The sequence below is a fragment of the Paraburkholderia sp. RL17-368-BIF-A genome (assembly GCF_046054045.1).
Lineage (GTDB): Bacteria > Pseudomonadota > Gammaproteobacteria > Burkholderiales > Burkholderiaceae > Paraburkholderia > Paraburkholderia graminis.
Window position 1 is genome coordinate 35,436 of sequence record NZ_JARESN010000001.1, and the last position, 25,465, is coordinate 60,900.

A 25,465-nucleotide genomic window follows, 5' to 3' on the forward strand; every position below is an offset into this window, starting at 1 on the left:
TTCCATCGGCGAAAAGTACTGCGGCTCGCGCGTGACGGCGCCGGGCATGCACCATGCGGCGGCTTCCGAACATAGGTTCGTCGAATGGAGCAGGGCATGCGTATCGCGCAGGTTTCGCCGTTGTATGAGAGGGTGCCGCCCGTGGCCTATGGCGGCGTCGAAAGAGTGGTGGCGTGGCTCGTGGACGGTCTCGTCGCGCGAGGCCACGACGTGACGCTCTTTGCAAGCGGCGACTCGCGCACGCGCGCGCGGCTCGTCTCGGGCAGCGACTGCGCGGTTCGTCTGATCGAAGATACCGCCGACCCGCAGGCCTTCCATTTCGCGATGCTCGAGGACGTGGTGCGGCGCGCCGACGAATTCGACATCGTGCATTTTCATACCGATTACGCGAGCTTTCCATTCGCCCGGCGTTTGAACTGCGCGTCGCTGACGACCTTGCACTGGCGGCTCGACGTGCCTGGCTTGAGCACGCTTTACCGGCAGTTCGCCGACATGCCGGTGGTCTCGATCTCCGCCGCGCAACGCGCGCCGTTGCCGTGGCTCAACTGGCGCGCCACCGTGCATCACGGCTTGCCCGTCGACCTGCTGCGCTTTCATGAAGAGCCGGGCGACTACGTCGCGTTTCTCGGCCGCATCGCGCCCACCAAGCGGCCCGACCGCGCGATCGAAATTGCGCGGCGCGCGGGCTGGCCGATTCGCATCGCCGCAAAAATCGACAACGGCGATCGTGCGTATTTCGAGCAGGAAATCGCGGACCTGTTCGAGCTGCCGCATGTCGAGTATTGCGGCGAAGTCGGCGATTCCGACAAGAACGATTTCCTCGGACGCGCGCGTGCGTTGCTGTTTCCGATCGACTGGCCGGAGCCCTTCGGCCTCGTGATGATCGAAGCGCTCGCGTGCGGCACGCCGGTGATCGCCTTCGATCATGGCGCGGCGCATGAAATCGTCGAACACGGCGTGACCGGCTTTCTCGTTCACTCCGTCGACGAAGCGGTCGACGCGCTCGCGAAGATCGACACCATTAGCCGCGCCGCATGCCGCGCGGCCTTCGAGCGCCGCTTCACCGTCGAGCGAATGGTCGATCGGTACGTCCGCATTTACGAAGCGATGCTGCGCGACGCGTGCGACGCGCAACCGCTCGAGGCCGGCTGAAACAAGGCTGAACAACACGCGATCACGGAGCGCTTTCCATGCGATTTTTTGCCATTGCGACCGACTACGACAACACCCTTGCATCCGACGGACGCGTTGCCGACGCGACGTGGGCCGCGCTCGAACGCCTGCGCGCGTCGGGCCGCCAGGCGATCCTCGTGAGCGGCCGCGAGATGGACGATCTGCTCGCGATCTGTCCGCGGCTCGATCTGTTTTCGCGAGTCGTCGCGGAAAACGGCGGCGTGCTGTACACGCCGTCGACGGGTGCGCGGCGCCTGCTCGCTCCACCGCCGCCGCCGGCTTTCGTCGACGAATTGCGAAGCCGCGGCCTGCGCCATTTCAGCGTCAGCGAAACGCTCGTCGCGATGATGAAGCCCGCGGAACAGATCGCGCTCGCGGCGATTCGCGATCTCGGCCTCGGCTTGCAGATCATCTTCAACGGCGACGCGGTGATGATCGTGTCGCCGGGCATATCGAAAGCAACCGGCTTGCATGAGGCGCTCGACGAACTCGCGTTGTCGGCCTTCAACGTCGCGGGCGTCGGCGACGCGGAAAACGATCACGCGCTGCTCGACGCGTGCGGCTTCTCGGTCGCGGTGGCGAATGCGCTGCCGGCGTTGAAGCAGCACGCCGACATGGTGACGAGCCAGGCGGCTGGCGCGGGCGTCGCGGAACTGGTCGACGCGATCGTAAAGGACGACCTGCGCGAACGCGCGTGCGCCGCGCCGAAGAGCCGCGTGCTGATCGGACATGCACGCGATGCAAAAGACGCGGGAGACACGCAAGGCAGGCAAGACACGCGCGAACCCGCGGACCGTTACTGCCCGGCGCACGGCACGGTCGCGCTGCTCGCCGGCGAATCGGGATGCGGCAAGTCGACCGCGTGCGCGGGTCTGCTCGAACGCCTGGCGGGCATGCATCAGCAGTTGTGCATCATCGATCCGGAAGGCGACTATCAGAACGACGAGGATACGATCGTGATCGGCGACGCGCACACCGCGCCGGTCATCGATGAAGTCGTGCAGTTGCTGTTGCGGCCTCCGCGTCCGGCGGTGGCGGTCAATCTGCTGCGTGTGCCGTTGCCCGAGCGGCCCGCGTTCTGCGCGTCGCTGCTGCTCGAAGTGCAGCAGTTGCGTCTGCGAACCGGACGGCCGCACTGGCTCGTATTCGACGAGGCGCATCATCTGTTTCCGGCTGGCTGGGCCGGCGCGAACCAGGCGATTCCGCAGGCGCTCGAGACCGCGCTCGCGATCACCGTTTCTCCGCAGCAACTGGACGGCGCGTTCCTGCGTCAGGTGAACCTGATACTCGCAATGGGTCCGAGCGCCGGCAAAGCGGTGCAGGAACTCGCGAACGCCACGGGCCGCCCGGTGCCGCAGCTTCAGGAAACGCAGCTCGAAACAGGGCAGGCGTTGTTATGGCGGCTCGATGAGCCCGAGCCCGAAGGCGTGATCCGGCTCGAGCCGGGCAGCAAGCATCGCCTCAGGCATCGGCGCAAATACGCGGAAGGGCTGCTGATTCCCGAGCGCAGTTTCTATTTCCGCGGGCCGCAGAACGCATTGAACCTGCGCGCGCATAACCTCGTGCTGTTCGTCGAAATCGCCGAGGGCGTCGATGCGGGCACCTGGCAGTATCATCGCGAGCGCGGCGACTATTCGCGCTGGTTCGAAAAGGAAATCGGCGATCCGGATCTCGCGGCGCAAGCGCGGCAGATCGAGCAGGACGCTTCGCTCGATGCAGCCGCGAGCCTCGCGCGCATCAAGGCCGCCGTGCAGGAGCGTTATACGCAGCCGGAGAATCCGTCGATGCCTGCAGTGCTGACGGCGAAGAATGCGGATGTGGCGACGGCAGATGGCGAAGACGCGGATGGAAAAAAACAATAGTTCGGATGGCGTAATAAATCCGCGCTCGGGGCTTGCGCGACGCTAATCTAATCGACGCGCGCGAGGCTCGCGTTCGGTTTGCGCGCGGCTTTGCGACGACCATCCAGCGGTGCCGGACTTGTCAGCATCGGCGACGCAGTGCTCACCGTGCGTTCCGCTCCACGCATCGTGCTGAGCGTGTCGAACAGCGCACGCACATCGGCGGCATTGGACCGCACATCGAAACACAGCGCGAGGCGCTCGAGCATGTGCAGCGCGTGCGAATGGCGCTCCGCGTCGCGAGGTTCTTCACGCCACAGCGCGGCCAGCGAGAGCGACGCGCGCAGCTCCCACATTGTCGCGCCTTGCCTGCGGGCCATTTGTATGGCCGTGGTGAAATGCGCTTCGGCGTCGGCGGATCGGCGTCGTGCGCGCGCGGCGATACCGAGCACGCGCCACAGTTCAGGGACGAACATCATCTCGCCGTTGTTCTCGCAGAACTGCAACGTGTCGTTGAGCCGGCGCACCGCTTCGTCGATTCGTCCTGCTGCAACGAGCGCTTCCGCATAGGCCGCGATGAACAGCGTGATGAGCCGGCGAAAGCCCCGCGCGATCAGCGCGTCGAGCGAACTCTCCAGCAATGCGACGCCTCGCTGCAGTTGGCCGTCGAGAATGTCGCGATGCGCGGACAAACAGTTGCAGTAGTCGCGCCACACGTCGAGCCCATGCAGCGCCACCTGCGAGCGCATGATGTCCAGATACACGGCGGCGCGGCCGAGGTCGCCGCACATCAGCGAGAGCGGCGCGGCCGAAGCGCCGAGCGTATGCGTGAGCGACGGCTCCATGATGTCGGGCCGCACGAGGCCGACGAGCGTGTCGACGAGCCGCATCGCCTCGCCGCAATGTCCCTCGAGCCATGCAATGCGCGCGAGCGTGCCATTGCAGTAGACGAGCGGATCGACGGCAATCGTGTTGTCACGCTGTCCGCTGTATTCGAGCTCGGCGAAGCGGTTTCTCGTGCGAAGCAGTTCGGCCTTGGCCTCCGCATGGCGGCCGAGGCAATGCTGCGAAATGGCGGCGATCTGATCGGCTAACGTTTCCTGCCAGGCGTTCTCGCGTTGCTGCGCGAGCTGCCGCAAGCGCACTGCGAATTCCGCCGATGCGTGGATGTTGCCGCTCGAAATCATCGTGGTCCACAAGCCCCACAGCGCGCGCGCGTGGTACGCGTCGTCGGCGCGTTCCGTTGCGAGCGCATAGACCTTGCGCCACAATTGCTCGGCTTTCGAGACCGAGCCGCGCACATGCGGCAGCGCCGAGGCCAACGCCGCGCGCACACGCATTTCGTCGCGCGCATCGATGCTTGCGGCGGGCAGCGCGTCGAGCATATCGACGGCGCGCGTCGCGCGTTCGCAGCATTCCGCGATCATGCCGCCGTCGAGCAGCGCAGCCGACAGCGTCGATGCCAACTCGACGCCGAGTTGCACGTCGCCGTCGGGCGAGAACGCCCAGTCGTACGCATGGCGCGCGTCGTCGAGCGTGTGTTTGAGTGCGGCGGCGAGTGCGGCGGCGCTGTCAGCGTTGCCGCGCACGGTTTGCGCGGTGTGCGTGATGAAGCACTGCGACAGATAGCGCGCGTGGCGCACCGCGAGTTCCTGGCGCTCGCCTTCGGCTTGCAGCTTGTCGAGCGCGTATGCGCGGGTCGATTCCGACAACCGGTAGCGCGCGACCGGCCCGTCGAACTCCACATTCACGAGCGACTTCGCGAGCAGTTCGCTGATCGCGATGATCGCATCGGCGACCGTCAGCGACGCATCGCATGCGACCGCGCACATCGCTTCGAAGCTGAATACGCCGCCGAACACCGCGCTTCGCCGGAACAGCGCCTGCGACTTCGCGTCGAGCAGCGCGAAGCTCCAGTCGAAGGTCGCGCGCAAGGTCTGGTGACGCGGCAACGCAGTGCGATAGCCGCCCGCGAGTATCGCGAGGCGATCGTCGAGCCGTTGATACACGCCGACCACGCCGAGCGTCACGACGCGCGCGGCCGCCAGTTCGAGCGCGAGTGGAATGCCGTCGAGCCGCCGGCAGATTTCGCCGACGAGCCGCAGTTCGGCGCTGTCCGTGGCCACCTCGCGCTGCATCGAGTTGGCGCGCAGCAGAAACAGATTGACGGCGGAGCGCCGCAGGATGTCGGCATCGGCGCTGCCGGGCTGCGGCACGTCGAGCGGCTCGACGCGAAACACCGCTTCCGCCATGATCCGCAGCGGCTCGCGGCTCGTTACGAGCATGCGCAAATCCGCGTTGACGGCGGCCAATACTTCGACGGCCTCGGCGACGTGCTCGATCACGTGCTCCGCATTGTCAAGCACGAGCAGACGGCGTCCGGCGAGCGCCGACGCGATTTGCGCGAGGCCCGGCGTGGCGTGTTCGACCGGCAGTCCGCAAGCTTGCGCGATGGCGGCGAGCACTTCGTCGCGCGTGCCGAGCGTCGCGAGTTCGACGAACCAGACCGGTTCCGTGAAGGGCTCAGTGACATCTGCCGCGGCCTGGCGCGCGGCTTCGACGGCGAGACTCGTCTTGCCGATGCCGCCCGCGCCGACGAGCGTCAGCACGCGCGTATGGGCCAGCATCGAGCGGATCTGGATGACGTCCGCTTCGCGCCCGACCAGTTGCATGCGTAACGGCGGAAGCGGGCGTCCGACCGGCGCGCATTGTGCCTCTGGCGAAGACGCCGCGATGCTCGCCGCACGGTGCCGCTGCACGAGCTGATAGCCGCGGCCAGGCACGGTCAGGATCAGGTCGCGGTCGGCGCCGAGTATCTTGCGCAACGCGGACAGATGAACCTGAATATTGTTTTCCTCGACGATGGTGTTGGGCCACACGGCGTCCATCAACTCGTCCTTAGTGACGAGGCGGCCGCCGGCCTTGGCGACCATCGCGAGAATGTCGAAGGCCCGCGAGCCGAGCGGCACACGTTCGCTGTCACACCATAAGGTGCGCAGTTCCAGATCGATTTGAAAGCGGCCTAGTTCAATCATGTCGTTTTCAATTTCCGGACAACGGGCTGAGGGAAAAACGTGCGGGCGGTAGGGCAGAAATTACCGCGTCCGCGCCTCGGCGTCTTGTCGGTTAGTGCGATGCTTTGTAGGAAAGTCTCGCGATGGCGAGCGCAGGCGGCAGTCATGCCGGCGGTGTGCGGCGCCTGACGCGCCTTAACGCCCAGCCTGCCGACGCCAATGTCCAGGGGGCGTGCCGACCAGTTGCGAGAATGTGCGCGTGAAATGGCTCTGATCCGAAAACCCACAAGCCATGGCGATGTCGGACAGCGAACGGTCCGATCGTTTCAGAAGTTCGCGCGCCTGTTCGACGCGCCGCTCGAGCAGCCATTGATGCGGCGTGCGCTGCGTGGTCTCGCGAAACGCGCGAATGAAGTAACTGCGCGACAGATTGCACGCGCCGGCGATCTCTTCAATAGAAACATTGCCCTGCGATCTGGCGAGCAGCATCTCCTTCGCGCGCGCTTCCTGCAACGGTGAAAGACGGCGGCTCGCCTGACCCGTTCCACGCGCGGGCTCGCCATATCGATCCAGCAGATGCGTGCCGATGGTCACGCCAAGTTGTTCGACGAAAAGCGGGCTCGCGTTGTTCTGTGCGTCGAGTGTGAGCGCGAGCACCTGGGCGAGATGGCCGAGCACCGGGTCCTTGTGTCCCGCGACGGTCGCGATACGTGCGAGGCCGCGGCCGCGTTCATGGCAGGTGTCGCTGACGAACGCGCGCGACAGTTCGATCAGCACGAAGTCGAAGCCGCCCAGCAGTTCGGCGCGATAGTCGTCGGCGAGATCGCGCACGTACACCGAGTCGCGCTCGAACTCATGCGTGGTCCACCGATGCTGCGAGTGGATGCGCCGCCGATGTCCCGTTCTCAGCGATACGCCGATCAGAAAGCCGCGGCCCGAGCCGTCCATGACGACCGGGTTCGTGTCGCTGCCGAGCGTGCATTTGCGATAGAACCTGAACTCGCCGGTATCGAGTTCGCGGTCGTGCTGCAAGCGGCTCGACAGACAGCCGAGCGAATCCTCGCGAGCCGCGGTGGCAGACCCTGTGGCAGAAGCGGTGGAAGAAGCGGTGGAAGAAGCCCCAGTGGAAGAAGCGGCGGATGCAAGCCTATCGTTGAGCATGGTCGTTACCCCTGTTCGTCGCAGCGCCCGACTGCATGCCGTTAATTTACTCGGAAATAATTAAATGTAAGTGAATTGTCATTATGCCGGGTTTTCCGGCGAATTGGGGATGGCGGCTCATTCGCCATATGCACAAACAATAGGCAAAAAGCGCGATAAGAAACGCGATAAGAAACGCGATAAGAAGGGCGAGAGCCGCGCCAGGACTGGCTTTGCGCGCTCGAGCGAGATGACGGACGCCCGGCGGCAATTGATTTTGTGATTTCTTTAGACGTATTGCCGCAATCGAGCGCGTGTCAAAATTCAGCGCCGACAACAGTCATGTATTTGAAGTGCATCTATTAATCGGCAACGCGCGCTTTGCAGCCACGAAGAAGGCGCGGCGCCGCTGCAATCGCGGCCCCGCGCCTCAGCCATTAACGGCATTAACAGCATTAGCTCTGCAGGAACTCCAGCAGATCCGCGTTGACCTTATCCGCGTGCGTCGAGCACATGCCATGCGGCGCGCCGGCATACACCTTCAGCGTCGCGTTCTTCACCAGCTTGGCCGACAGTCGCGCCGCGCCGTCGATCGGCACGATCTGGTCGTCGTCGCCGTGAAGGATCAGCGTGGGCATGTCCATCTTCTTCAGGTCGGGCGTGTAGTCGACTTCGGAGAACTGCTTGATGCATTCGTACTGGCCTTTGATCGAGCCGAGCATGCCTTCGCGCCAGAACTCGTCGATCAGGCCTTGCGACACTTTCGCGTTCGGCCGGTTGAAGCCATAGAAGGGCACCGCGAGGTCCTTGTAGAACTGCGAGCGGTTCGCCGCCACGTTCGCGCGAATGCCGTCGAACACGGACATCGGCAGGCCGTTCGGATGCGCTTCGGTCTTGACCATGATCGGCGGCACCGCGCCGATCAGCACGGCCTTCGCGACGCGCGCGCTGCCGTGGCGGCCAATATAGTGAGCGATTTCGCCGCCGCCCGTCGAATGGCCGACGAGCGTCGCTTCCTTCAGATCGAGCGCGTCGATCACCGCGGCGAGATCGTCCGCGTAGGTGTCCATGTCGTTGCCATGCGACGGCTGGTCCGAACGGCCGTGGCCGCGGCGGTCATGAGCGATCACGCGATAACCCTTCTGCACGAGGAACAGCATCTGCGGGTCCCAGGCGTCCGCGTCGAGCGGCCAGCCGTGCGAGAACACGACGGGCTTACCGGTGCCCCAGTCCTTGAAAAAAATCCGCGTGCCGTCTTTCGTCGTGACCGTGTTCATGCTGTGTCGCTCTCCGTGATGTGAGTGAGATGAGTTGGCCGCATGGCTCGCGCCGCCGGCCGATGCCGCGGCCATCGCGGCGCCGGGCGCGGCAAACGCGGCAACGGCCGCGCTTGCGCCCGCTGCGAGCAACTGGCGGCGATTTGCCGATGGAACTGCGGATGAGTTAGCCAAATTATTCTCCGTACCTGTGACGTTGTTGTGTGCCGCTTTCAATGCTACGGGCGCGCATAGTCGCCGTACTTCAGATTGCTTAATTGTTGTTAACCTCGTGTTGTTAACCTCGTGTTGTTAACCTCGTGTTGTTAAGCGCGTGTCGTTAAGCCCGTGTCGCCCGCCGCGCCTCATCACGCATGCCGTCCCGACTCGAACAGGAACCACACGCGCTGTTCGGCTTCGTCGATCCAGTTTTCGAGCAGGCTTGCCGTCGCGACATCGCCATATTCGTCGCACAGCGAATGCGTTTCGCGCATATAGCCGGCAAGCGCCAGGTTGTCCTCGCGCAACTCGGCGAGCATGTCGTCGGGCGTGACGAAGTCCGCGTCGTTATCGGCGATGCGCTGCAGCTTCGTGATGTGTCCCGCCGAGCGCAGCGTCTTTCCGCCGATCTTGCGCGCGCGCTCCGCGATGGGATCGGTGGTCGCGTAGATCTGGTCCGACTGTTCGTCGAGCAGCAGGTGATAGTCGCGGAAGTACGGGCCGGACATATGCCAGTGGAAGTTCTTCGTCTTCAGATAGAGCGCGAACACGTCGGCGAGCAGCGTGGTCAACGCGGCGGCGATGTCGCGCGTCGCGTCTTCGCTGAGGCGGGTCGGCGTCTTCAGCGGCGCCGCGCGATGCGCTGCGGCCTCTTTGATGTCTTTCATGGCGATTCCTTTTTAAAGGCGAGTGAGCAGCGGGTCGAACGTGTCGAAGCATTCGGTTTACCGCGCTGCCAGTGTAAAAACGCCGCCCGCAAAAAGTCCTGCAAAAAAGATGAAAAGTTCTGAGGCGCATCACCGTCTCGCCACGCCTCGCCGGACAGTTCTTTTAAGAACTATTAAGGGCTTGCACAAGGACTCGGCAAAACCCCGCCGATAGACTGCCTCCCAGTTCGACTCGCCATGAGTGCGAGCCCCGCACTCATCCCAGTCTGCCTGTCCTTTCCCACTGGAGCCCGTCATGTCCCAGGACCCGTCAACCGGATTCACCCCGGCCGAAGTCGTTTTCTTCAACGGCAAAATCGCGACGCAGGACGACAAGCGTTCGTTCGCGGATTCGCTTGCCGTCGCGAACGGCCGTGTGATCGCCGCAGGTTCGCGCGATGCCGTGATGCGTCACGTGAACGACGCCACCCGCCATGTCGATCTGAAAGGCCGCACGGTCATTCCGGGTCTCAACGATTCGCATCTGCACATCATTCGCGGCGGTCTGAACTTCAACATGGAGTTGCGTTGGGACGGCGTGCCGTCGCTCGCCGATGCACTCGACATGCTGCGCAAGCAGGTCGCGCGCACGCCGGCGCCGCAGTGGGTTCGCGTGGTCGGCGGCTGGAACGAATTCCAGTTCGCCGAGCGGCGCGGCCCGACGCTCGAGGAAATCAACGCGATCGCGCCGGATACGCCCGTGTTCATCCTGCATCTGTACGACAGCGCGCTGCTGAATGCGGCGGCGCTGCGCGCGGTCGGCTACACGAAGGACACGCCCAATCCGCCGGGCGGCGAGATTCAACGCGACAAGCGCGGCAATCCGACCGGCATGCTGATCGCACGGCCCAACGCCGGGCTGCTGTATGCGACGCTCGCGAAGGGTCCGAAGCTCGCGCTGGAAGACCAGCGCAATTCGACGCGCCACTTCATGCGCGAACTGAACCGCCTCGGCGTGACGAGCGCGATCGATGCGGGCGGCGGCTATCAGGCCTATCCCGACGACTACGCGGTCATCATGGAGATGGCCAGGCGCAATGAACTGACCGTGCGCATCGCCTACAACCTCTTCACGCAGAACGCGAAGAAAGAGATCGAGGACTTTGCGAAGTGGGTGAAGATGACGAAGCCCGGCGAAGGCGACGACTTCCTGCGCGTGAACGGCGCCGGCGAAATGCTGGTGTTTTCCGCAGCCGACTTCGAAGACTTCCTGGAGCCGCGGCCCGATTTGCCCGACACGCTCGAAGTCGAACTCGAGGCGGTGGTGAGACTGCTGGTCGCGAACCGCTGGCCGTTCCGTCTGCATGCCACGTATAACGAGTCGATCGAGCGCTTCCTGAATGTGTTCGAGCGCGTGAACGCCGACATTCCGTTTAACGGCCTGCGCTGGTTCTTCGACCATTGCGAAACGATCACGCAGAAGAACATCGAGCGGGTGCGCGCGCTCGGCGGCGGCATCGCCATTCAGCATCGGATGGCGTATCAGGGCGAGTACTTCATCCAGCAGTACGGCGAAGAAGCGGTCAAGCACACGCCGCCGATCCGCCAGATGCTCGACGCGGGTCTGCCGGTCGGCGCGGGCACGGACGCGACGCGCGTCGCCAGTTTCAATCCGTTCGTGTCGCTTTACTGGATGGTGTCGGGCAAGACGGTCGGCGGCACGGCGATGTATTCGAGCGCGAACAAGCTCGACCGCATGGAAGCACTGCGCCGCTACACGGTGGGCAGCGCGTGGTTCTCGAACGAGGACGACCGCAAGGGCGCACTCATGCCGGGCCACTTCGCGGACTTCGCGGTGCTGAGCGACGACTATTTCAGCGTCGACGAAACCAGCATCAAGTACCTCGAATCGGTGATGACGGTGGTGGGCGGCAAGGTCGTCTATGCGGCCGACGAGTTCGCGCCGCTCGCACCGCCCGACCTGCCGGTGAGCCCGTCGTGGTCGCCGGTCGCCGAGTTCGGCGGCTACAGCCGTTATAAGCCGACCGCCGTTGCCTGTGTGGACGGCTGCGTGAATCTGTGCGGCGTGCACGCGCATGCGCACGGCTGGGCGTGGCGCAAGAACGTGCCGGTCAGCGATTCGAACGGCTTCTGGGGCGCGCTCGGCTGCAGTTGCTTCGCGTTCTGACGCGCGCCACACGCACCAGGCACTTCATGTTGCGCCCGGCTCTTTAATACATCGTCGCAAGCGGGAACCCTCATGCCGACTCTGACCGATGGCGTGCTCTATGGGCTCGGCATTCTGGTTCTCGACTTCCTCGCGTGGCGCTTCATGGGCCGGCGCAGCGAGCAGGCGCGGCTCGCGTTGCGCGCGCTGATGTTCGGCCTGTCGAGCTACGTGCTGTTTAGCCACGGGATGAATCCGCTGCGCGAGGCGCCGTGGTCCGCGGAACCGGTGCGCCATCTGCTCGCACAGATTCTCGAGGTCGTCTGGTGGCTGCAAGGCGCGCGGCTTGTCACCGTCGTGCTCGACCGGATGGTGTTGCCCGACACGTGGCACAAGGAGCGTCTCTTTCAGGACGTGCTCGGCGCGCTGGTGTTTCTCGCGGCCGCCGTCGGCGCGATTGCGTTCGTGCTGCAACTGCCGGTGCGCGGGCTGCTCGCCACTTCGGGAGCGGTCGCGGTGGTGCTGGGTCTCGCGATCCAGAGCACGCTGAACGACGTGTTCTCCGGCATCGTGCTCAATGCGACGCAGCCGTTTCGCATCGGCGACTGGATCACCATCGGCGAAGTGGAAGGCCGGGTCGTGGAGAGCAACTGGCGCGCGACGAGCCTGCTCAACTCGCAGGGCAACATCGTCGTGATTCCGAATAGCGTGGCGGCACGCACGAACATCGTCAATGCGAATCAGCCGATGCACACGCACGGCGTGAGCGTGGTGCTGCCGGTCAAGCCGTCGGTTCGTCCCGCGACGGTTTTGCAGGCGCTGATGCACGCCGCGGCGAGTTCGCCGGAAGTGCTGACCGAGCCCAAGCCGCTGGTGAGCGTGAAGCGCGCGACCAACGACGCGATCGAGTACGAGATCGTCTGCTATGTCGACGCGTGGACAAAGAAGATCGGCGTGCGCAACGACCTTTACGACCTCGCGCACCGGCATCTGCTATCGCGCGGTGTGGTGTTGCGGCCGTTGTCGGTGGCCGAACCCACAGGCGAGCCCGCCGACGAAAAGCAAAGACTGCTGCGCAACGTGCTGATCTTCCAGACGCTCGACGACGATGAAATCGCCGAGCTTGCCGCGCAATTGACGCCGCACGAGTTCGACGCCGACGACACCATCTACAGCGCCGCCGACGAGGGCGGCCACGAGTTGCATATTCTCGCGCGCGGCGTCGCGAAAGCGGTCGTGACGAAAGAGGGCGTCGAGGTCGAGTTGCGCAGGCTCGCGCCAGGCGACTCGGTCGGCCAGTCCGGAATACTCGCCGGTGTCAGAACCGGCGTGATCGTGCGCGCACTGACGCGGGCCACGGTGTTCCGGCTCGACAAGGACGCGCTGACACCGATCCTCGCGCGGCGGCCGGATGTGGCGCGCGAAATGTGCCGGCTGCTTTCCGTCCATCACGAAAGCGAAAAGATGCTGCTCGCGCCGTCCGCGAATGCCGATGCGGGCAGCGGCGGCTTGCTGCAATGGATTCGCGACGGCGTGCGGCGCTTTCACGAACTCGCGCTGTGAGCGCGGGTGTGCGCTTGCGTTTGCGCTTAAACCAAGCCGTTTCCGCTTCAGGCTTTTTAAGTTTGCGCCAAGGCTTTTATCGGCGGCAATCGTTACGCTGTTCAAGGCTCGGTCGATGGCCTGCCGATGGCAGCCTTTCGCGTGTTCGCAGGAATCGCGCGAGGACTACGGCCCGATGAAGAGGCCCGCGCGGAGGCCCGCGCGATGCGCTACGTGGAGGAGATGAGATGAACAGGACCATAGCGGGCATCGCGATGCCGGACAGTGCGATGGCTCGCGGGGCGACCGAACGGGTCCGCGCGACGGAATCGGCGCTGATGTTCCATCACGCGCAGCGGGCGTTTTTATTCGGCGCGTTGACCGGCTATCGCGAGAACCTGGTGTTCGACATCGAACTGCTGTACGTGGGCGCGATGTTTCATAACGTGGGCCTGAATATCGTGCATCGCGGATCGTCGTGCCGCTACGAGGTCGATAGCGCGAACGCGGCGCGCGACTTCATGCGCGAGCACAAGGCCGCGGCGAGTGCGATCGACGAAGTCTGGCTGGCGGTCGCGCTGCATACGACGCCGGGCATTCCCGAGCATGTCGCGCCGCTCGCCGCGTTGCTTGCCGCGGGCGTGCAGATGGATGTGCGCGGCGCGTGCTACGACGAATTCGCCCCGCAGCAGCGCGACGAAATCGTCGAGGCGTGTCCGCGGGAAGCCGGCTTCAAGAAGCGGATTCTCGAGGAATACGCGCGCGGCATGGAGTTTCGTCCGCATACGACGTTCGGCACCGTGAACGCCGACGTACTGGACCGGTGGGACCCGAACTACCGGCGTCTGAATTTTTGCGGGCTGGTGCTCGGTTCGGAATGGCCGAACTGAGCATGGCCCCGATAGGAGATTGACATGGGCTACATCATTTCATTGGGCGTCGGCTTCGGCGTCGGACTGCTCTACTGGCTGCTCAAGGTGCAGTCGCCGGCACCGCCGTTGATCGCGCTCGCCGGCCTGCTCGGCATGGTGCTCGGCGAACACGCGATCCCTGTCGTGAAGGGCCAGCTCTTCACGCCGAGCGCGGCGGTCCAAAGCGCGCCGCCCGCAGCGGATGGCGCCGCGCAAAAACCGCTCGCGCCGGGCGCCGCGAAAGAGGGCGGTTGATTCCAAGTTAGTGCGCAGTTGATTCCCACGTTAGTGCAGCGATTCCTCCGCTCCATTGCACACGCATTTTTCCAACACGATCAGGTCATGCATATGCTCCATTCGCTCCAGCGTTTTCGTCCTCTCGCGGTGGTGTCCGCCGCGCTGCTCATCGGCCTGACCGGCCTCACGCCGTTCACGTCCGCTTTCGCCGATGCCGGTCCGCCCGAAGTCGCGAGCGCGAAGACTGCGCTTGCCGCGCGTCATCCCGATGTGTCGGTCGGTCCTCAATACGACACGACGCACGTGTATGTCGCTTCGGCGGATCTCGACGCGTTCGTCAACAGCTTCATCGCGACGTTCGGCGGCAAGGCGTCGCCGCGCGCGGTCTTCACCGTCACGCCGACGCCGAGCCGCACCGCTTCGCAATATGTGCAGACGCCGGTGGGCATGCTGTCGGTGTTCGGCTTCGAAACGCCGGTGCCGTATCCGTTCGGCAATGAACGCACCGGCTACCTCGTTACCAATATCGATCAGGCCGTGAAGGCCGCGCGCGCGGCGGGCGCGGACGTGCTCGTCGACAGCTTCGACGATCCGATCGGCAAGGACGCGATCATCCAGTGGCCGGGCGGTCTGACGATGCAGCTCTACTGGCACACCAAGGCGCCCAACTATGCGCCGCTGCAAAGCGTGCCGGATAACCGCGTGTACGTGTCGCGCTACGAGGCCGACAACTTCGTGCGCCGCTGGCTGCACTTTTCGCACGGCAAGGTGCTGTCGGATAATCCGCGCGCCGATGGCGGCGTGATCGGCCGTCCGGGCGAAACGATCCGCGAGATTCGCATCGCTTCGGGCTTTGGCCGTATGGTCGTGTTCGTCACCGACGGCAAGCTGCCGTTCCCGTTTGGCCGCGACACCACCGGCTATGCCGTCGACGATGTCGCGCAGACGCTGCAACGCGCGCAAGCGGCCGGCGCGAAGGTGCTGTATGCGCCGTACGCGTCCAATGGCAGCGCGGCGGGCAAGACCGCGATGCTCGAATTCCCGGGCGGATATATCGCCGAAGTACACGATGGCCGCTAAAGCGACCGCGATGCAGATGACGCAGACGATGCACGCAACGTCGGCGGCGGCGAGTTCACGCAAGGTGGAGGCGACGGCGCGTGCTCGAACGGCGCGCCGTACCGCGCTGCGCGCGTGGCTTTTCGCCACGAGCGTGACGACGGGACTGGCGACGGGTCTGACTGCCGCAACGCCGGCTTTTGCCGTGGAGAGCGCATCGGGCAGCGCCGCGAATACGGCGAGCGCCACCAACACCGCCCTCGGCAGCGCCGACGACACAGCCCTCGTCAGCGCTCCCGCCACCAGCACGTCGTGCACGCGCCCAGCCGTGATGTTCAACCGCTGGCAGGAAAACTGGTCGGCGCTCGCGAATCCGTGCGTCCCGAAGCGTCCGTTCGATTCGCTGAAATACATCCCGCTGTTCGGCAATCCCGACGCGTACGTGTCGCTCGGCGTGGTGCTGCGCGAGCGGCTCGAAACCAACGACGCGCCGCTCTTCGGTCTCGGCTCGGGGCATGCCGACACGTATCTGCTGCAACGCCTCGAAGTGCATGCGGACGTGCGCCTCGGTCCTCACGTGCAGATCTTCACGCAGTTGGAGGACGCGCATCCCTACGGCAAGAACACGGTCTCGCCAGTCGACAAGAATCCGCTCGACTTGCGTCAGGCGTTTGTCGCCATCGTGGAGCCGCTCGGGCCTGGCGTGATCAAGTTCCGCGTCGGCCGCCAGGAGATGGCGTTCGACTTGCAGCGCTTCATCTCCGTGCGCGACGGCCCGAACGTGCGCCAGGCGTATGACGCGATCTGGGCCGACTACGAGACCGGTCCGTGGCGCTGGATCGCCTACGCGACGCAGCCGGTCCAGTACCGCGACAACAGCGATTTCGACGATGTGTCGAACCGGCATCTCACGTTCAGCGGCGTGCGCGTGGAGCGCCAGGGCGTCGGTCCCGGCGACGTGTCCGCGTATTACTCGCGCTACAACCGCAGCAACGCGCGCTTTCTCGACGCGACCGGCGACGAGCATCGCGACGTGTTCGACGCGCGCTATGCGGGCAAGCTCGGTCACGTCGACTGGGACGTCGAGGGCATGTATCAGTCAGGGCATGTGGGCACGAAGACGATCGGCGCATGGGCGGTCGGTTCGCTCGCCGGCTACACGTTCGCGTCCGCGCCGTGGACGCCGCGCGTCGGCATCCAGGTCGATGCGGCATCGGGCGACAACCATCCGGGCGACGGCCGCGTCGGCACCTTCAATCCGCTGTTTCCGAACGGTTATTACTTCGCGCTCGCCGGCTACACCGGCTACGCGAACCTGATCCACGTGAAGCCCTCGCTCGTCGTCAAGCCGACCAGCAAGCTCTCGCTGCTCGCGGGCGTCGGTCTGCAATGGCGCGAGACGACCGCCGACGCGGTCTATCAGCAAGGCTCCGCGGTCGTGCCGGGCACGGCGGGACGCGGCAGCCGATGGACCGGTTTCTATACGCAACTGCGCGCCGACTGGGCCGTCACCGCGAATCTCGCGGCGGCGCTCGAAGCCGTGCATTTTCAGGTGGGACCGTCGCTGCGCGAACTCGGCGCGCGCAATGCCGACTATGTCGGCGCCGAGCTGAAGTTCGGCTGGTAGGTAAGAGAGAAGAAGAGAGCGGCAACGGGTCACGCATACAAAGGTCATCGCAATGAGCACTTCCGGTTTTTCGCTCGACGCCTCGCAACCGTCGGAGCTCGAGTTTCCTTATTCATCGCTCGAATACCGGCAACATCAAATGTTTCCGCGTCTGTCGGCGGCGGAGATTCAGAGCGTGCGGCGCTTTGCGCGGCCGATGAGCTTCAAGGCCGGCGAACTCATCTTCAAGACGGGCGAAGTCGCGCTCGGACTCTTCGTGCTGCTGCATGGACGCGTGCGGATTTTTTCGCGCGACAGCTTCGGCCGCTCGACGCTCGTCACCGAACACGACGACGGGCATTTCATGGCGGAGATGGCGCAACTGTCCGGCAAGCCGGCGCTGATCGACGGTCTCGCGCTGACGGACGCCGAGACGCTCGTGATCGAACCCGAGCACCTGCGCGCACTGATCGTCGCCGATGCGCAACTCGGCGAGCACATCATGCGTGCGCTGATCTTGCGGCGGCTCGGACTGATCGAGCAGGGCCTCGGGCCGATCATCGTCGGCAATGGCGACGATGCGCGGCTCGTCGGCCTGCAAGGCTTCCTGCGCCGCAATGCCTATCCGGCGACCGTGATCGACGCGCGCTCGGACCCGGAGGCGGTCGCGCTGCTCGGCGGCATGACGACCGGCCCCGGCGATTTTCCGCTGGTGTTCTGCCCGAACGGACATGTGCTGCGCGCGCCCGATGAAGCGCAACTCGCGTCGTGCCTCGGACTCGTGCCGACCTTCGAGCAGTCGCATCGCTACGACGTCGCGATTGTCGGCGCGGGTCCGGCCGGACTCGCCGCGTCTGTGTATGCGGCGACCGAGGGACTGTCCGTCGCCGTGTTCGATCAGCGTGCGCCTGGCGGCCAGGCGGGCGCGAGCTCGCGCATCGAAAACTATCTCGGCTTTCCCACCGGCATCTCGGGTCAGGCGCTCGCCGCGCGCGCGTTCCAGCAGGCGCTCAAGTTCGGCGCGCATCTCGCGATTCCCGGCAAGGTCACGGAGGTGCGCCGCGATGACGGCATGTTCGCGCTGACGCTCGTCGACGGCCAGCGCATCAGTGCGCGCACGGTCGTGGTGGCGAGCGGCGCCGCGTATCGCAAGCCGACGGTGCCCGGCTTCGAGCGTTTCGAGGGACGCGGCACCTACTACTGGGCATCGACGATCGAAGCGAAGCTCGTCAAGGGGCAGGACATCGTGCTGATCGGCGGCGGCAATTCGGCGGGGCAGGCCGTGGTGTTTCTCGCCAACTTCGCGCGCAGCATCCGCATGCTGATTCGCGGCCGCGATCTCAACGCGAGCATGTCGAAGTATCTGATCGACCGGATCGGTTCGCTGCCCAACGTGTCGTTGTGCACAGGCTGCACGTTGAGCGAGCTCGAAGGCGACGAAGCGGGCCTCACTCAAGTGCGCGTGCGTCACGAAGCGAGCGGCGACGAAGAAGTCGTGGCCACGCGGCATCTGTTTCTCTTTATCGGCGCGGACCCGAAAACCGATTGGCTCACGGCGAGCGGCGTCGAACTCGACAATCGCGGCTTCGTCGTGACAGGAATCGCAAGAAGCGACGCGGGCGGCTCCGCGGCGGGCCTGCGCTATCCGCTCGAAACGAGCGTGCCGGGCATGTTCGCGGTCGGCGACGTGCGCTCGGATTCGGCGAAACGCGTGGCCGCGGCGGTCGGCGACGGCGCGGCGGTCGTCGCACAGATTCATGCGTATCTCAGCCAGCCCGCGAAAGTCGCGGCTCATTCCTGACGGAGCAGAAGATGAAGTCGTTTCAACGTAGCTGGACTTTGCATGCGGCCGCGCGTTGCATGATGATTTTGGGCATGGCCGCGAGCTTTTTATGCAGTGCGGCGTTCGCGGCCGCGCCGCAAGTCAAGACACAAGGGCCGGGCTTTTACCGGCTCATGCTCGGCAAGTTAGAAGTCACGGCGCTGCTCGACGGCACGCATCCGTTTCCCATCGACACTGTGATTGAAGACGTGTCGAAGGCGGAGATCGCGCGCGACCTCGAACGCGATTTTCTGAGCGCGCCGGTGCAAGGCTCGATCAACGCGTTTCTGATCAACACGGGTTCGAAGCTGATCCTGATCGACACCGGCGCGGGGGTGCTGTACGGCGATTGCTGCGGCAAGTTGCTCGGGAATCTGCGCGCGGCCGGGTATCGGCCCGAACAGATCGACGAAGTGTTGCTCACGCATCTGCACAAGGATCATGTGGGCGGGATCGTGATCAACAGTGCGAGCAGCGGCACGATGGCGTTTCCGAACGCGCTCGTGCGGGCAAGCCGGGCCGAAGCCGACTACTGGTTGAATCCGGCCAACAAAGCGAAAGCGCCGGCTTTTCTGAGCACCTTCTTCGACGCGGCGAGCGCAAGCGTCGCGCCGTATATCGCGGCGGGCCGCTTCAAACCGTTCGATGTCGACGTCGATAGCGATGTCGAACTCGACGCAGGCATCCGCGCCATCGCGTTGCCTGGCCACACGCCTGGCCACACCGGTTATCTGATCGAGAGCGGCACGGAGCATCTGCTCGTGTGGGGCGACATCGTGCATGTGGCCGCGATCCAGTTGCAGAACCCGACAGCCTCGGTCGAATACGACACCGACGCCGCCGCTGCACAACGCTCGCGCCGCAGCGCGCTCGAACTCGCCGCGGATCGGCGCTACCTGATCGGCGCCGCGCATATCGCGTTTCCAGGCCTCGGGCATATTCGAAAAAACGGCGGCACGTACGACTGGGTGCCGGTCAACTACGAGGCCGCGCCTGGCCACTGATGCGGCCACTGAAGCAGCCGACGTTGCGAGGCGAGCCGCCTGCAACGTGGACCACCGGCGCATAGTCAACACTCGAGGAGAATCGCGATGCACATCGAATCCCCCGCCAAGCAATGCACGAATGCAGCCAGGCACGAAGCGGGCGTGCATCGTGACGAATGCCGTGCAGCGCGCGACGAGTGCGAGCATGAACCTGAACATGAGCACGACTACGCGCACGACGGCACCAGCGCGCCCATCTGGAATCACGTGATCGAGCGGCTCCTCGCCGGCTATCGCGGCGACGCCGAAGGCGAGCCGTATCGCGTGCTGCCGCTCACGCGCGAGGCCGCCAACGGGCCGTCGCGGCATCGGCAGGTCGAAGTGATCGAGCGCCTGTCGGAGACGTCGATTGCGGTCCTCTGGCAGGACGCGACGCTGTGCCGTTACGCGGACCAGGTGTGGATCAGTTGCCGCGCGCGACTGAAGGGACGCTGCGCGCTGAGCGGCGCGACGATCCGCCGGAACGACATGATCTATAAGCCGAGAGTGCGCAGCGCGGTGCCGGTCAACGCCGCGGCGATGATTCTCGCGTCGGTGGTCGAGCTTCAGCATCCGCTCGTTCAGTACAAAAATTTTGAACGATAGGTTCAGTTTTTTCCGCGCATGCGTGATTACTGTTGGTCTAGACTTCGGGGACTCATCGCCGGGTAGCCATTGCCCGGCAGCATCTTCATCCCTCGTGCTCTGGATACCGCCTCATGATCCGCATCGGCCCGCTTCAGGTGGACCTGACCAGTCGGGAACTGCTTCTCGACGGACAACCCGTGCGCATCGGCAGCCGCGCATTCGACATGCTCGCCGTCCTGATCGCCGCAAAAGGCGAACTGGTGTCGAAGAACGACATGTTGAAGGAAGTGTGGCCCGACACCATCGTCGAAGAAAATAATCTGCAGGTTCATATGTCCGCGCTGCGCAAGGTGCTTGGCGAGAGCCGCGGACTCATACAGACCGTCTCGGGCCGCGGCTACCGGCTCGTCGCGCGGCAATCGCCGGTGCAGCACGCGAGCGGCGTAACGTTGAGCGGTTTCGGCCGCGAGCTGCAGGCGGCCAACGACCGCCAGAGCGCGGCCGCCCACATCCCGCACAATCTGCCCGCGAGCTTCTCGCCGCTGATCGGCCGCGACGACGCGCTGCGCGACGTCGCGCACGCGCTCGCATCGGCGCGTCACGTCACGCTGCTCGGCGCGGGCGGCATCGGCAAGACGCGTCTTGCGGTCGAAGTCGCGCGCCGCCTGCTCGACGCGTATCCGGACGGCGTCTATCTGATCCCGCTTGCATCGACGTCGGACGCGAACAGCGTGCTCGCGATGTTCGCCGCGAGCGTCGGCGTCAGCAAGGCGAGCGGTCCGCTCACGCTCACGCGGGTCAGCAGCGAGTGGGGCGAGCGGCGCGTGCTGTGCGTGATCGACAATTGCGAGCATGTGCTCGGCCCGGCCGCCGAACTCGCCGACGCGCTGCTGAATGCGGGTCCGGGCGTACGCGTGCTGACCACGAGCCGCGAGCCGCTGCGCCTCGCGCAAGAGCACTTGTACTGGGTCGCGTCGCTCGATGTCCCCGCGCACGACGATCAAAGCCAGCAGGTACTCGAGCGCAGCGCCGTGCAGTTGTTCCTGTCGCGCGCCCGTGCGATGGACGCGCGTTTTTCGTCCGACGAACGCAGCATTCAACTGACCGGCACCGTATGCCGCCGGCTCGACGGCATACCGCTTGCGATCGAACTTGCGGCCGCGCGCGCGGCGACGCTCGGCATCGAAACACTCGCGGATCATCTCGATGACCGCTTCGACATGCTGACGGGCGGCAACCGCACGGCGCTGCCGCGGCATCAGACCTTGAAGGCCACGCTCGACTGGAGTCACGGCCTGCTCGACGACGCGGAGCGCGCGACGCTGCGCAGGCTCGGCATCTTCGTCAACAGTTTTTCGATCGACGCGGCCATCGCCGTCGCCGCGGACTCTGGCTTGCAGCAAGCCGCGGTGATCGCGGCGGTTTCAGGGCTCGTCGAAAAGTCGCTGGTGGTCGCGCGCGTGGAGCGCGGCAAGGCGAGCTATCGGCTGCTCGAAACCACGCGTGCGTACGCGCTGCAAAAGCTCGACGACAACGGCGAGCGGCGCGCGGTCACGCTCAATCACGCGCGCTATTTCACCGGCTTGCTCGAGCGTCATATGTCGGCAGAAGCGCGCTTGTCGGAAGGCGATGCCGATGCCGACGCCGACCGCTGGCATGCGCGCATGCGCGGCTGGCTCGACGATCTGCGCGCGGCGCTCGGCTGGGCGCTTTCGTCAAAAGGCGACGACGCGCTCGCGGAAAAACTCGCGGTCAAGGTGGTCGCGTTGTTGTACGAGCTTTCGCTGGTGGACGAATGCTGCGCGTGGGCGCGCCGCGCGCTGGAAAGCGTCGCGCATACGCATGGTGCGTCGGGATCGACCCGGCATCTGCGGGTGCGCATGCAACTGCTCGCGGCGCTCGGTGCGGCGCTTGTCTACGTCAATGGACCGAACCGCGAAACGCTCGCGGTCTGGGCCGAGGTGCTGGCGCTCGCCATCGCGCTTGCCGACCGCGCGTTCGAAGCGCGCGCGTTGTGGGGCATGTGGAACGCGAGCCAGTCGTCGGGCGCGGCGCGCAATGCGCTGGCGTTCGCGCATCGGTTTGCCTCGCTCGCGGCGCAGACCGGCGACACGAGCAACGGCATTCTCGCCGCGCGGCTTCTCGGCATAGCGTGGCACTACGCGGGCAATCAGCAGCAGGCGCGCGCGTCGCTCGAACGCTTTCTGCTGCAAGCGGATACGCTGCAGCACGGTTTGCCGCTCGGTCAATCCATCGATCAGGGCGTGGTCGGCCGCGCGACGCTTGCACGGCTGCTGTGGTTTCAGGGCGCGCGCGAAGAGGCGTTGGATTTGGCGCAAGCCTGCGTCGCGAGCGCGTGCGCGGAAGACCAGGCGATCGTCACCTGCTACGTGCTCGTCGAAGCGGAGATTCCGCTCGCGTTGCTGTCGGATCAACGCGAGCGGGCCGCAGACGCCATCGCGTTGCTGCGCGATGTATCGGCGCGCACGGGCCTCGGTGTCTCTCAAGCGTGCGCGCGCTGTTTCCACGAGTACCTCCGTTCGTTCGACGACGTGAGCCCCGCACGTCTCCAGGCATTTCGCGCGGCGCTCGACGAACTCGACGCGCTCGAATACGCCGCGCAACGCGCGATGCTGGTCGCGCAGTACGCGTTGGCATTGGGCCGCGCGGGACGGCGCGAGGAAGCCATCGCCGCGGTGACGCGCGCGCTAGCCCAATGCGACGAAAGCGGCGACCATTGGTATGTGGTCGAACTGCGGCGCGTGCAGGGCGAGTTGCTGCTTCAGGATGCCAATGTGTTTTCAATTGGCAGCGCCGCGATGGATGCGAACGCGTGCCTGACGGCGGCAATGGAGGAATCGCTCGCGCAAGGCTGCGCTTCGTTGCAGTTGCGCGCGGCCACCAGTCTCGGCCGCCTGTGGTGCGCGCAAGGGCGTGCTGCCGATGCGGTGCGCCTGATCCAATCGGCGTGCGCGAAACTCACGCAGGGGCTCGATTTCGACGATTTCCGGGCGGCGCTGCAACTGCTCGAAACCGCGAGGGCTTCGGCCGCGATGGTGCCGCAATGCGCGCACAGCGAAGGCGAGGCGCGTGTGCCGCCTGTCAGGCATTCGCGGCAGCCGAGAGTGAGCGAAGGATGCTAGCCGGCGCGCGGCATTGGCTTTGAGCGGCCTGGGTTATGCCCGAGTCACGCCTGAGTCACGGGTGCGTCTGCATCACGGCGGACTGATCTGCATGTCGAGCATTTGCCGTTGCACGGCCTGGTCGACCAGGTCGGGATGATCGAGGCGCTCGACCCACCAGCGCAGCGCCTTGCCCGTCTCGTCGTCGCGCCATGCCAGATAAAAATGCGTGATCTCGCGCATGCCGAGCACTTCTTTCTGCACCAGGTCGCCGTTCCTGAGCGCCTCGACGGCGAGGCATTCGGGGATCGTGCCGGCAGCGAGCCCGCGCAACTGCGCGGCGAGCTTGGTTCCGAGCGTCGGCACGGTCAGCACTTCCTGATTGTCGGCAAGCGCGATGGTGCGCGGCGCGAGTTTGCGCGACGTATCGCCGATCGCCACCGCGCGATAGCGCGCGACCACGTCGAGCGTCAGCGGTCCGGGCATGCTTGCGAGCGGATGATCGGGCGCGACCACGAATACGTGCCGCAATGAGCCGATCGGCTTTGCGACGAGATTCGGAATCGGCGGCGGATCGCCCGCGGCGCCGACAATCAGATCCGCGCGGCGCGTGAGCAGCGCGTCCCACGACCCGCCCAGCACTTCCGTCGACAGATTCAGGCGCGTGTCGAGCTTGAGCTTATAAAACTCGCCGACGTGATCCCACAGCAGCGCGAACGGAATGATCTCGTCGACGGCGACGTACAGGTCGGACTCCCAGCCTTGCTCGATGCGCTTCGCCTTGCATTCCAGATCTTCTGCTGCGGCCAGCAAACGGCGGCCTTCCTCGACGACCACGCGCCCCGCATGCGTGAGCGTGGCGCGCCGGCCACTGCGATCGAACAGCTTGACGCCGAGATCGAGCTCGAGCTTCTGCACCAGATACGTGAGCGACGACGGCACCTTATGCAGCGTTTCCGCGGCGCTCGCGAAGGTGCCGGTTCGATCGACGGCGTCAAGCACCTGAAGGACTTCAAAGGAAAGATTCATGACGAAGAAGGGCGAAGGACGACATCCATTCGAGCCGGGCGGCTGAAGCGCTCAGCATACTGGATTTCATCGCAGGCGCGGTGGCTGGCGCGCCGGCTTCTTCGTTGTTGTCTGTTCTTTTGTTGACGGCGCTAGGCCGTGCGATTGTCGGACGACCAGGCCGCGTGCGGGGCGGCAGTGGTGTCGACGGCCCGGCGCGCCGGCATGTTCGCGGGACGCTTCGCGAGCCGTTCGAACTCGGTCACGTCGTGACTGCAAAACACGCTCACCGCCTGGCTCGTCAATGCGAGGTCGCGCAACCGGCTTTGATTATCGAAGCGCGCCGCGCGATCTTTTTCGAGCATCCACTGATAAAAGCGCAGCCCCGGCGTGCAATGCGGTTTTGCATGCATTTCGGCGTGATGGAAATAGGCGTCGGCCGCGTTGAACAGCCACCGGTCGCCCGTCGTATTTACGGCGATGCCCGCATGACCGAACGTGTGTCCGCGCAACGGCACGACGAGCAATTCGGGCGGCAGTCCGTCGAATTGCTGCACGCGCGAAAAGCCATTCCACGTTTCGCCTTCGCTTGCCTGATACACGCGCCATTTCGCGGACGTCGACCACTGCTGCGGACGAAACCGCTGCCGGTCCATCCACGTTCTTTGCTCGAACGCGTAATCGCGCTCGACGCGCAACAGGTGCACGGTGGCGTGCGGAAAGTCGTCGAGGCCGCCCGCATGATCGAAGTCGAGATGGCTCAGCACGATATGCGTGACGTCGCGCGGATCGAAACCGAGCCGCTGAATCTGGCGGATCGCGGTCATTTCCTCGCGGAAATCCGGGCTCACGAGTCCGAGAAAAAAACGGCTGATCCGCGAGCGCGGATCGGCGACGTCGCGCAGACCGAAGCCGGTGTCGACCAGCACGAGCCCCGCGGAAGTTTCGACCAGCAGGCAGTGGCAGGTGAGCAACCCGCGCTCGGCGAGCGAACGCGTGCGTCCGTCCATCAGGCGGCCGCCCAGCGGGCAGGTCGAAATGCAGTTGAGATGGTGCACGATCATCGCATTCGTCCCGTAACGGAAGGG

At 65.1% G+C, this 25,465-nt stretch carries 18 protein-coding genes; 12 read left to right on the forward strand and 6 right to left on the reverse strand.

Annotated features, from left to right (window positions below; translation table 11 throughout):
• Window positions 1-96 precede the first annotated feature (96 nt).
• Window positions 97-1,152, forward strand: coding sequence for a glycosyltransferase family 4 protein (locus tag P0D87_RS00165; protein ID WP_053858129.1), 1,056 nt, complete (start codon window positions 97-99; stop codon window positions 1,150-1,152).
• A 38-nt stretch (window positions 1,153-1,190) separates the two neighbouring features.
• Complete coding sequence (locus P0D87_RS00170; RefSeq protein WP_171799844.1) at window positions 1,191-3,035, forward strand: HAD hydrolase family protein; 1,845 nt, start codon at window positions 1,191-1,193, stop codon at window positions 3,033-3,035.
• 47 nt (window positions 3,036-3,082) lie between these two features.
• Here P0D87_RS00170 and P0D87_RS00175 read toward each other — a convergent pair whose 3' ends face one another.
• The 4 genes from P0D87_RS00175 to P0D87_RS00190 form a co-directional block, all read right to left on the reverse strand.
• Window positions 3,083-6,049 carry an ATP-binding protein gene (locus P0D87_RS00175; protein ID WP_053858127.1) on the reverse strand — a complete coding sequence of 989 codons (2,967 nt, stop codon included), beginning with the start codon at window positions 6,047-6,049 and terminating at the stop codon, window positions 3,083-3,085.
• 174 nt (window positions 6,050-6,223) lie between these two features.
• Complete coding sequence (locus P0D87_RS00180) at window positions 6,224-7,189, reverse strand: helix-turn-helix transcriptional regulator (RefSeq protein WP_053858126.1); 966 nt, start codon at window positions 7,187-7,189, stop codon at window positions 6,224-6,226.
• A gap of 434 nt (window positions 7,190-7,623) precedes the next feature.
• Entirely contained in the window at window positions 7,624-8,445 is an 822-nt protein-coding gene (locus P0D87_RS00185) for an alpha/beta fold hydrolase (RefSeq protein ID WP_029968505.1), read from the reverse strand.
• A gap of 347 nt (window positions 8,446-8,792) precedes the next feature.
• Window positions 8,793-9,311: a Dps family protein gene (locus P0D87_RS00190; RefSeq protein ID WP_006049061.1), complete on the reverse strand. Its 519-nt coding sequence runs from the start codon at window positions 9,309-9,311 to the stop codon at window positions 8,793-8,795.
• Between the two features lie 295 nt (window positions 9,312-9,606).
• Here P0D87_RS00190 and P0D87_RS00195 point away from each other — a divergent pair, with 295 nt between their 5' ends.
• From P0D87_RS00195 to P0D87_RS00240, 10 genes are all read left to right on the forward strand, one after another.
• Window positions 9,607-11,478 (forward strand): amidohydrolase, encoded by a 1,872-nt coding sequence (locus P0D87_RS00195; RefSeq protein ID WP_006049060.1) that lies wholly within the window; start codon window positions 9,607-9,609, stop codon window positions 11,476-11,478.
• 72 nt (window positions 11,479-11,550) lie between these two features.
• Window positions 11,551-13,020 carry a mechanosensitive ion channel family protein gene (locus tag P0D87_RS00200; protein ID WP_053858124.1) on the forward strand — a complete coding sequence of 490 codons (1,470 nt, stop codon included), beginning with the start codon at window positions 11,551-11,553 and terminating at the stop codon, window positions 13,018-13,020.
• 227 nt (window positions 13,021-13,247) lie between these two features.
• Window positions 13,248-13,889, forward strand: a complete 642-nt coding sequence (locus P0D87_RS00205; protein ID WP_053858123.1) for a phosphohydrolase — start codon at window positions 13,248-13,250, stop codon at window positions 13,887-13,889.
• Between the two features lie 24 nt (window positions 13,890-13,913).
• On the forward strand, window positions 13,914-14,165 hold the full coding sequence (locus tag P0D87_RS00210) for a DUF1427 family protein (RefSeq protein WP_006049057.1): 252 nt from the start codon (window positions 13,914-13,916) through the stop codon (window positions 14,163-14,165).
• 93 nt (window positions 14,166-14,258) lie between these two features.
• The gene (locus P0D87_RS00215) at window positions 14,259-15,227 is read left to right on the forward strand and encodes a VOC family protein (RefSeq protein WP_053859027.1); all 969 of its coding nucleotides are present in this window, start codon (window positions 14,259-14,261) and stop codon (window positions 15,225-15,227) included.
• Window positions 15,217-16,833 carry an alginate export family protein gene (locus P0D87_RS00220; protein WP_053858122.1) on the forward strand — a complete coding sequence of 539 codons (1,617 nt, stop codon included), beginning with the start codon at window positions 15,217-15,219 and terminating at the stop codon, window positions 16,831-16,833. The genes P0D87_RS00215 and P0D87_RS00220 overlap by 11 nt, the downstream gene beginning before the upstream one ends.
• Window positions 16,834-16,885: 52 nt before the next feature.
• Window positions 16,886-18,613 (forward strand): FAD-dependent oxidoreductase, encoded by a 1,728-nt coding sequence (locus P0D87_RS00225; protein ID WP_053858121.1) that lies wholly within the window; start codon window positions 16,886-16,888, stop codon window positions 18,611-18,613.
• 11 nt (window positions 18,614-18,624) lie between these two features.
• Window positions 18,625-19,638 carry an MBL fold metallo-hydrolase gene (locus P0D87_RS00230; RefSeq protein WP_082366978.1) on the forward strand — a complete coding sequence of 338 codons (1,014 nt, stop codon included), beginning with the start codon at window positions 18,625-18,627 and terminating at the stop codon, window positions 19,636-19,638.
• Window positions 19,639-19,725: 87 nt separating this feature from the next.
• Window positions 19,726-20,265, forward strand: a complete 540-nt coding sequence (locus P0D87_RS00235; protein WP_053858120.1) for a DUF3331 domain-containing protein — start codon at window positions 19,726-19,728, stop codon at window positions 20,263-20,265.
• 113 nt (window positions 20,266-20,378) lie between these two features.
• The gene (locus P0D87_RS00240) at window positions 20,379-23,390 is read left to right on the forward strand and encodes an ATP-binding protein (RefSeq protein ID WP_053858119.1); all 3,012 of its coding nucleotides are present in this window, start codon (window positions 20,379-20,381) and stop codon (window positions 23,388-23,390) included.
• Between the two features lie 72 nt (window positions 23,391-23,462).
• Here P0D87_RS00240 and P0D87_RS00245 read toward each other — a convergent pair whose 3' ends face one another.
• Both P0D87_RS00245 and P0D87_RS00250 read right to left on the reverse strand, forming a co-directional pair.
• Window positions 23,463-24,398 carry a LysR family transcriptional regulator gene (locus P0D87_RS00245; RefSeq protein ID WP_006049049.1) on the reverse strand — a complete coding sequence of 312 codons (936 nt, stop codon included), beginning with the start codon at window positions 24,396-24,398 and terminating at the stop codon, window positions 23,463-23,465.
• Between the two features lie 131 nt (window positions 24,399-24,529).
• Window positions 24,530-25,441 carry an MBL fold metallo-hydrolase gene (locus P0D87_RS00250; protein ID WP_053858118.1) on the reverse strand — a complete coding sequence of 304 codons (912 nt, stop codon included), beginning with the start codon at window positions 25,439-25,441 and terminating at the stop codon, window positions 24,530-24,532.
• Window positions 25,442-25,465 lie beyond the last annotated feature (24 nt).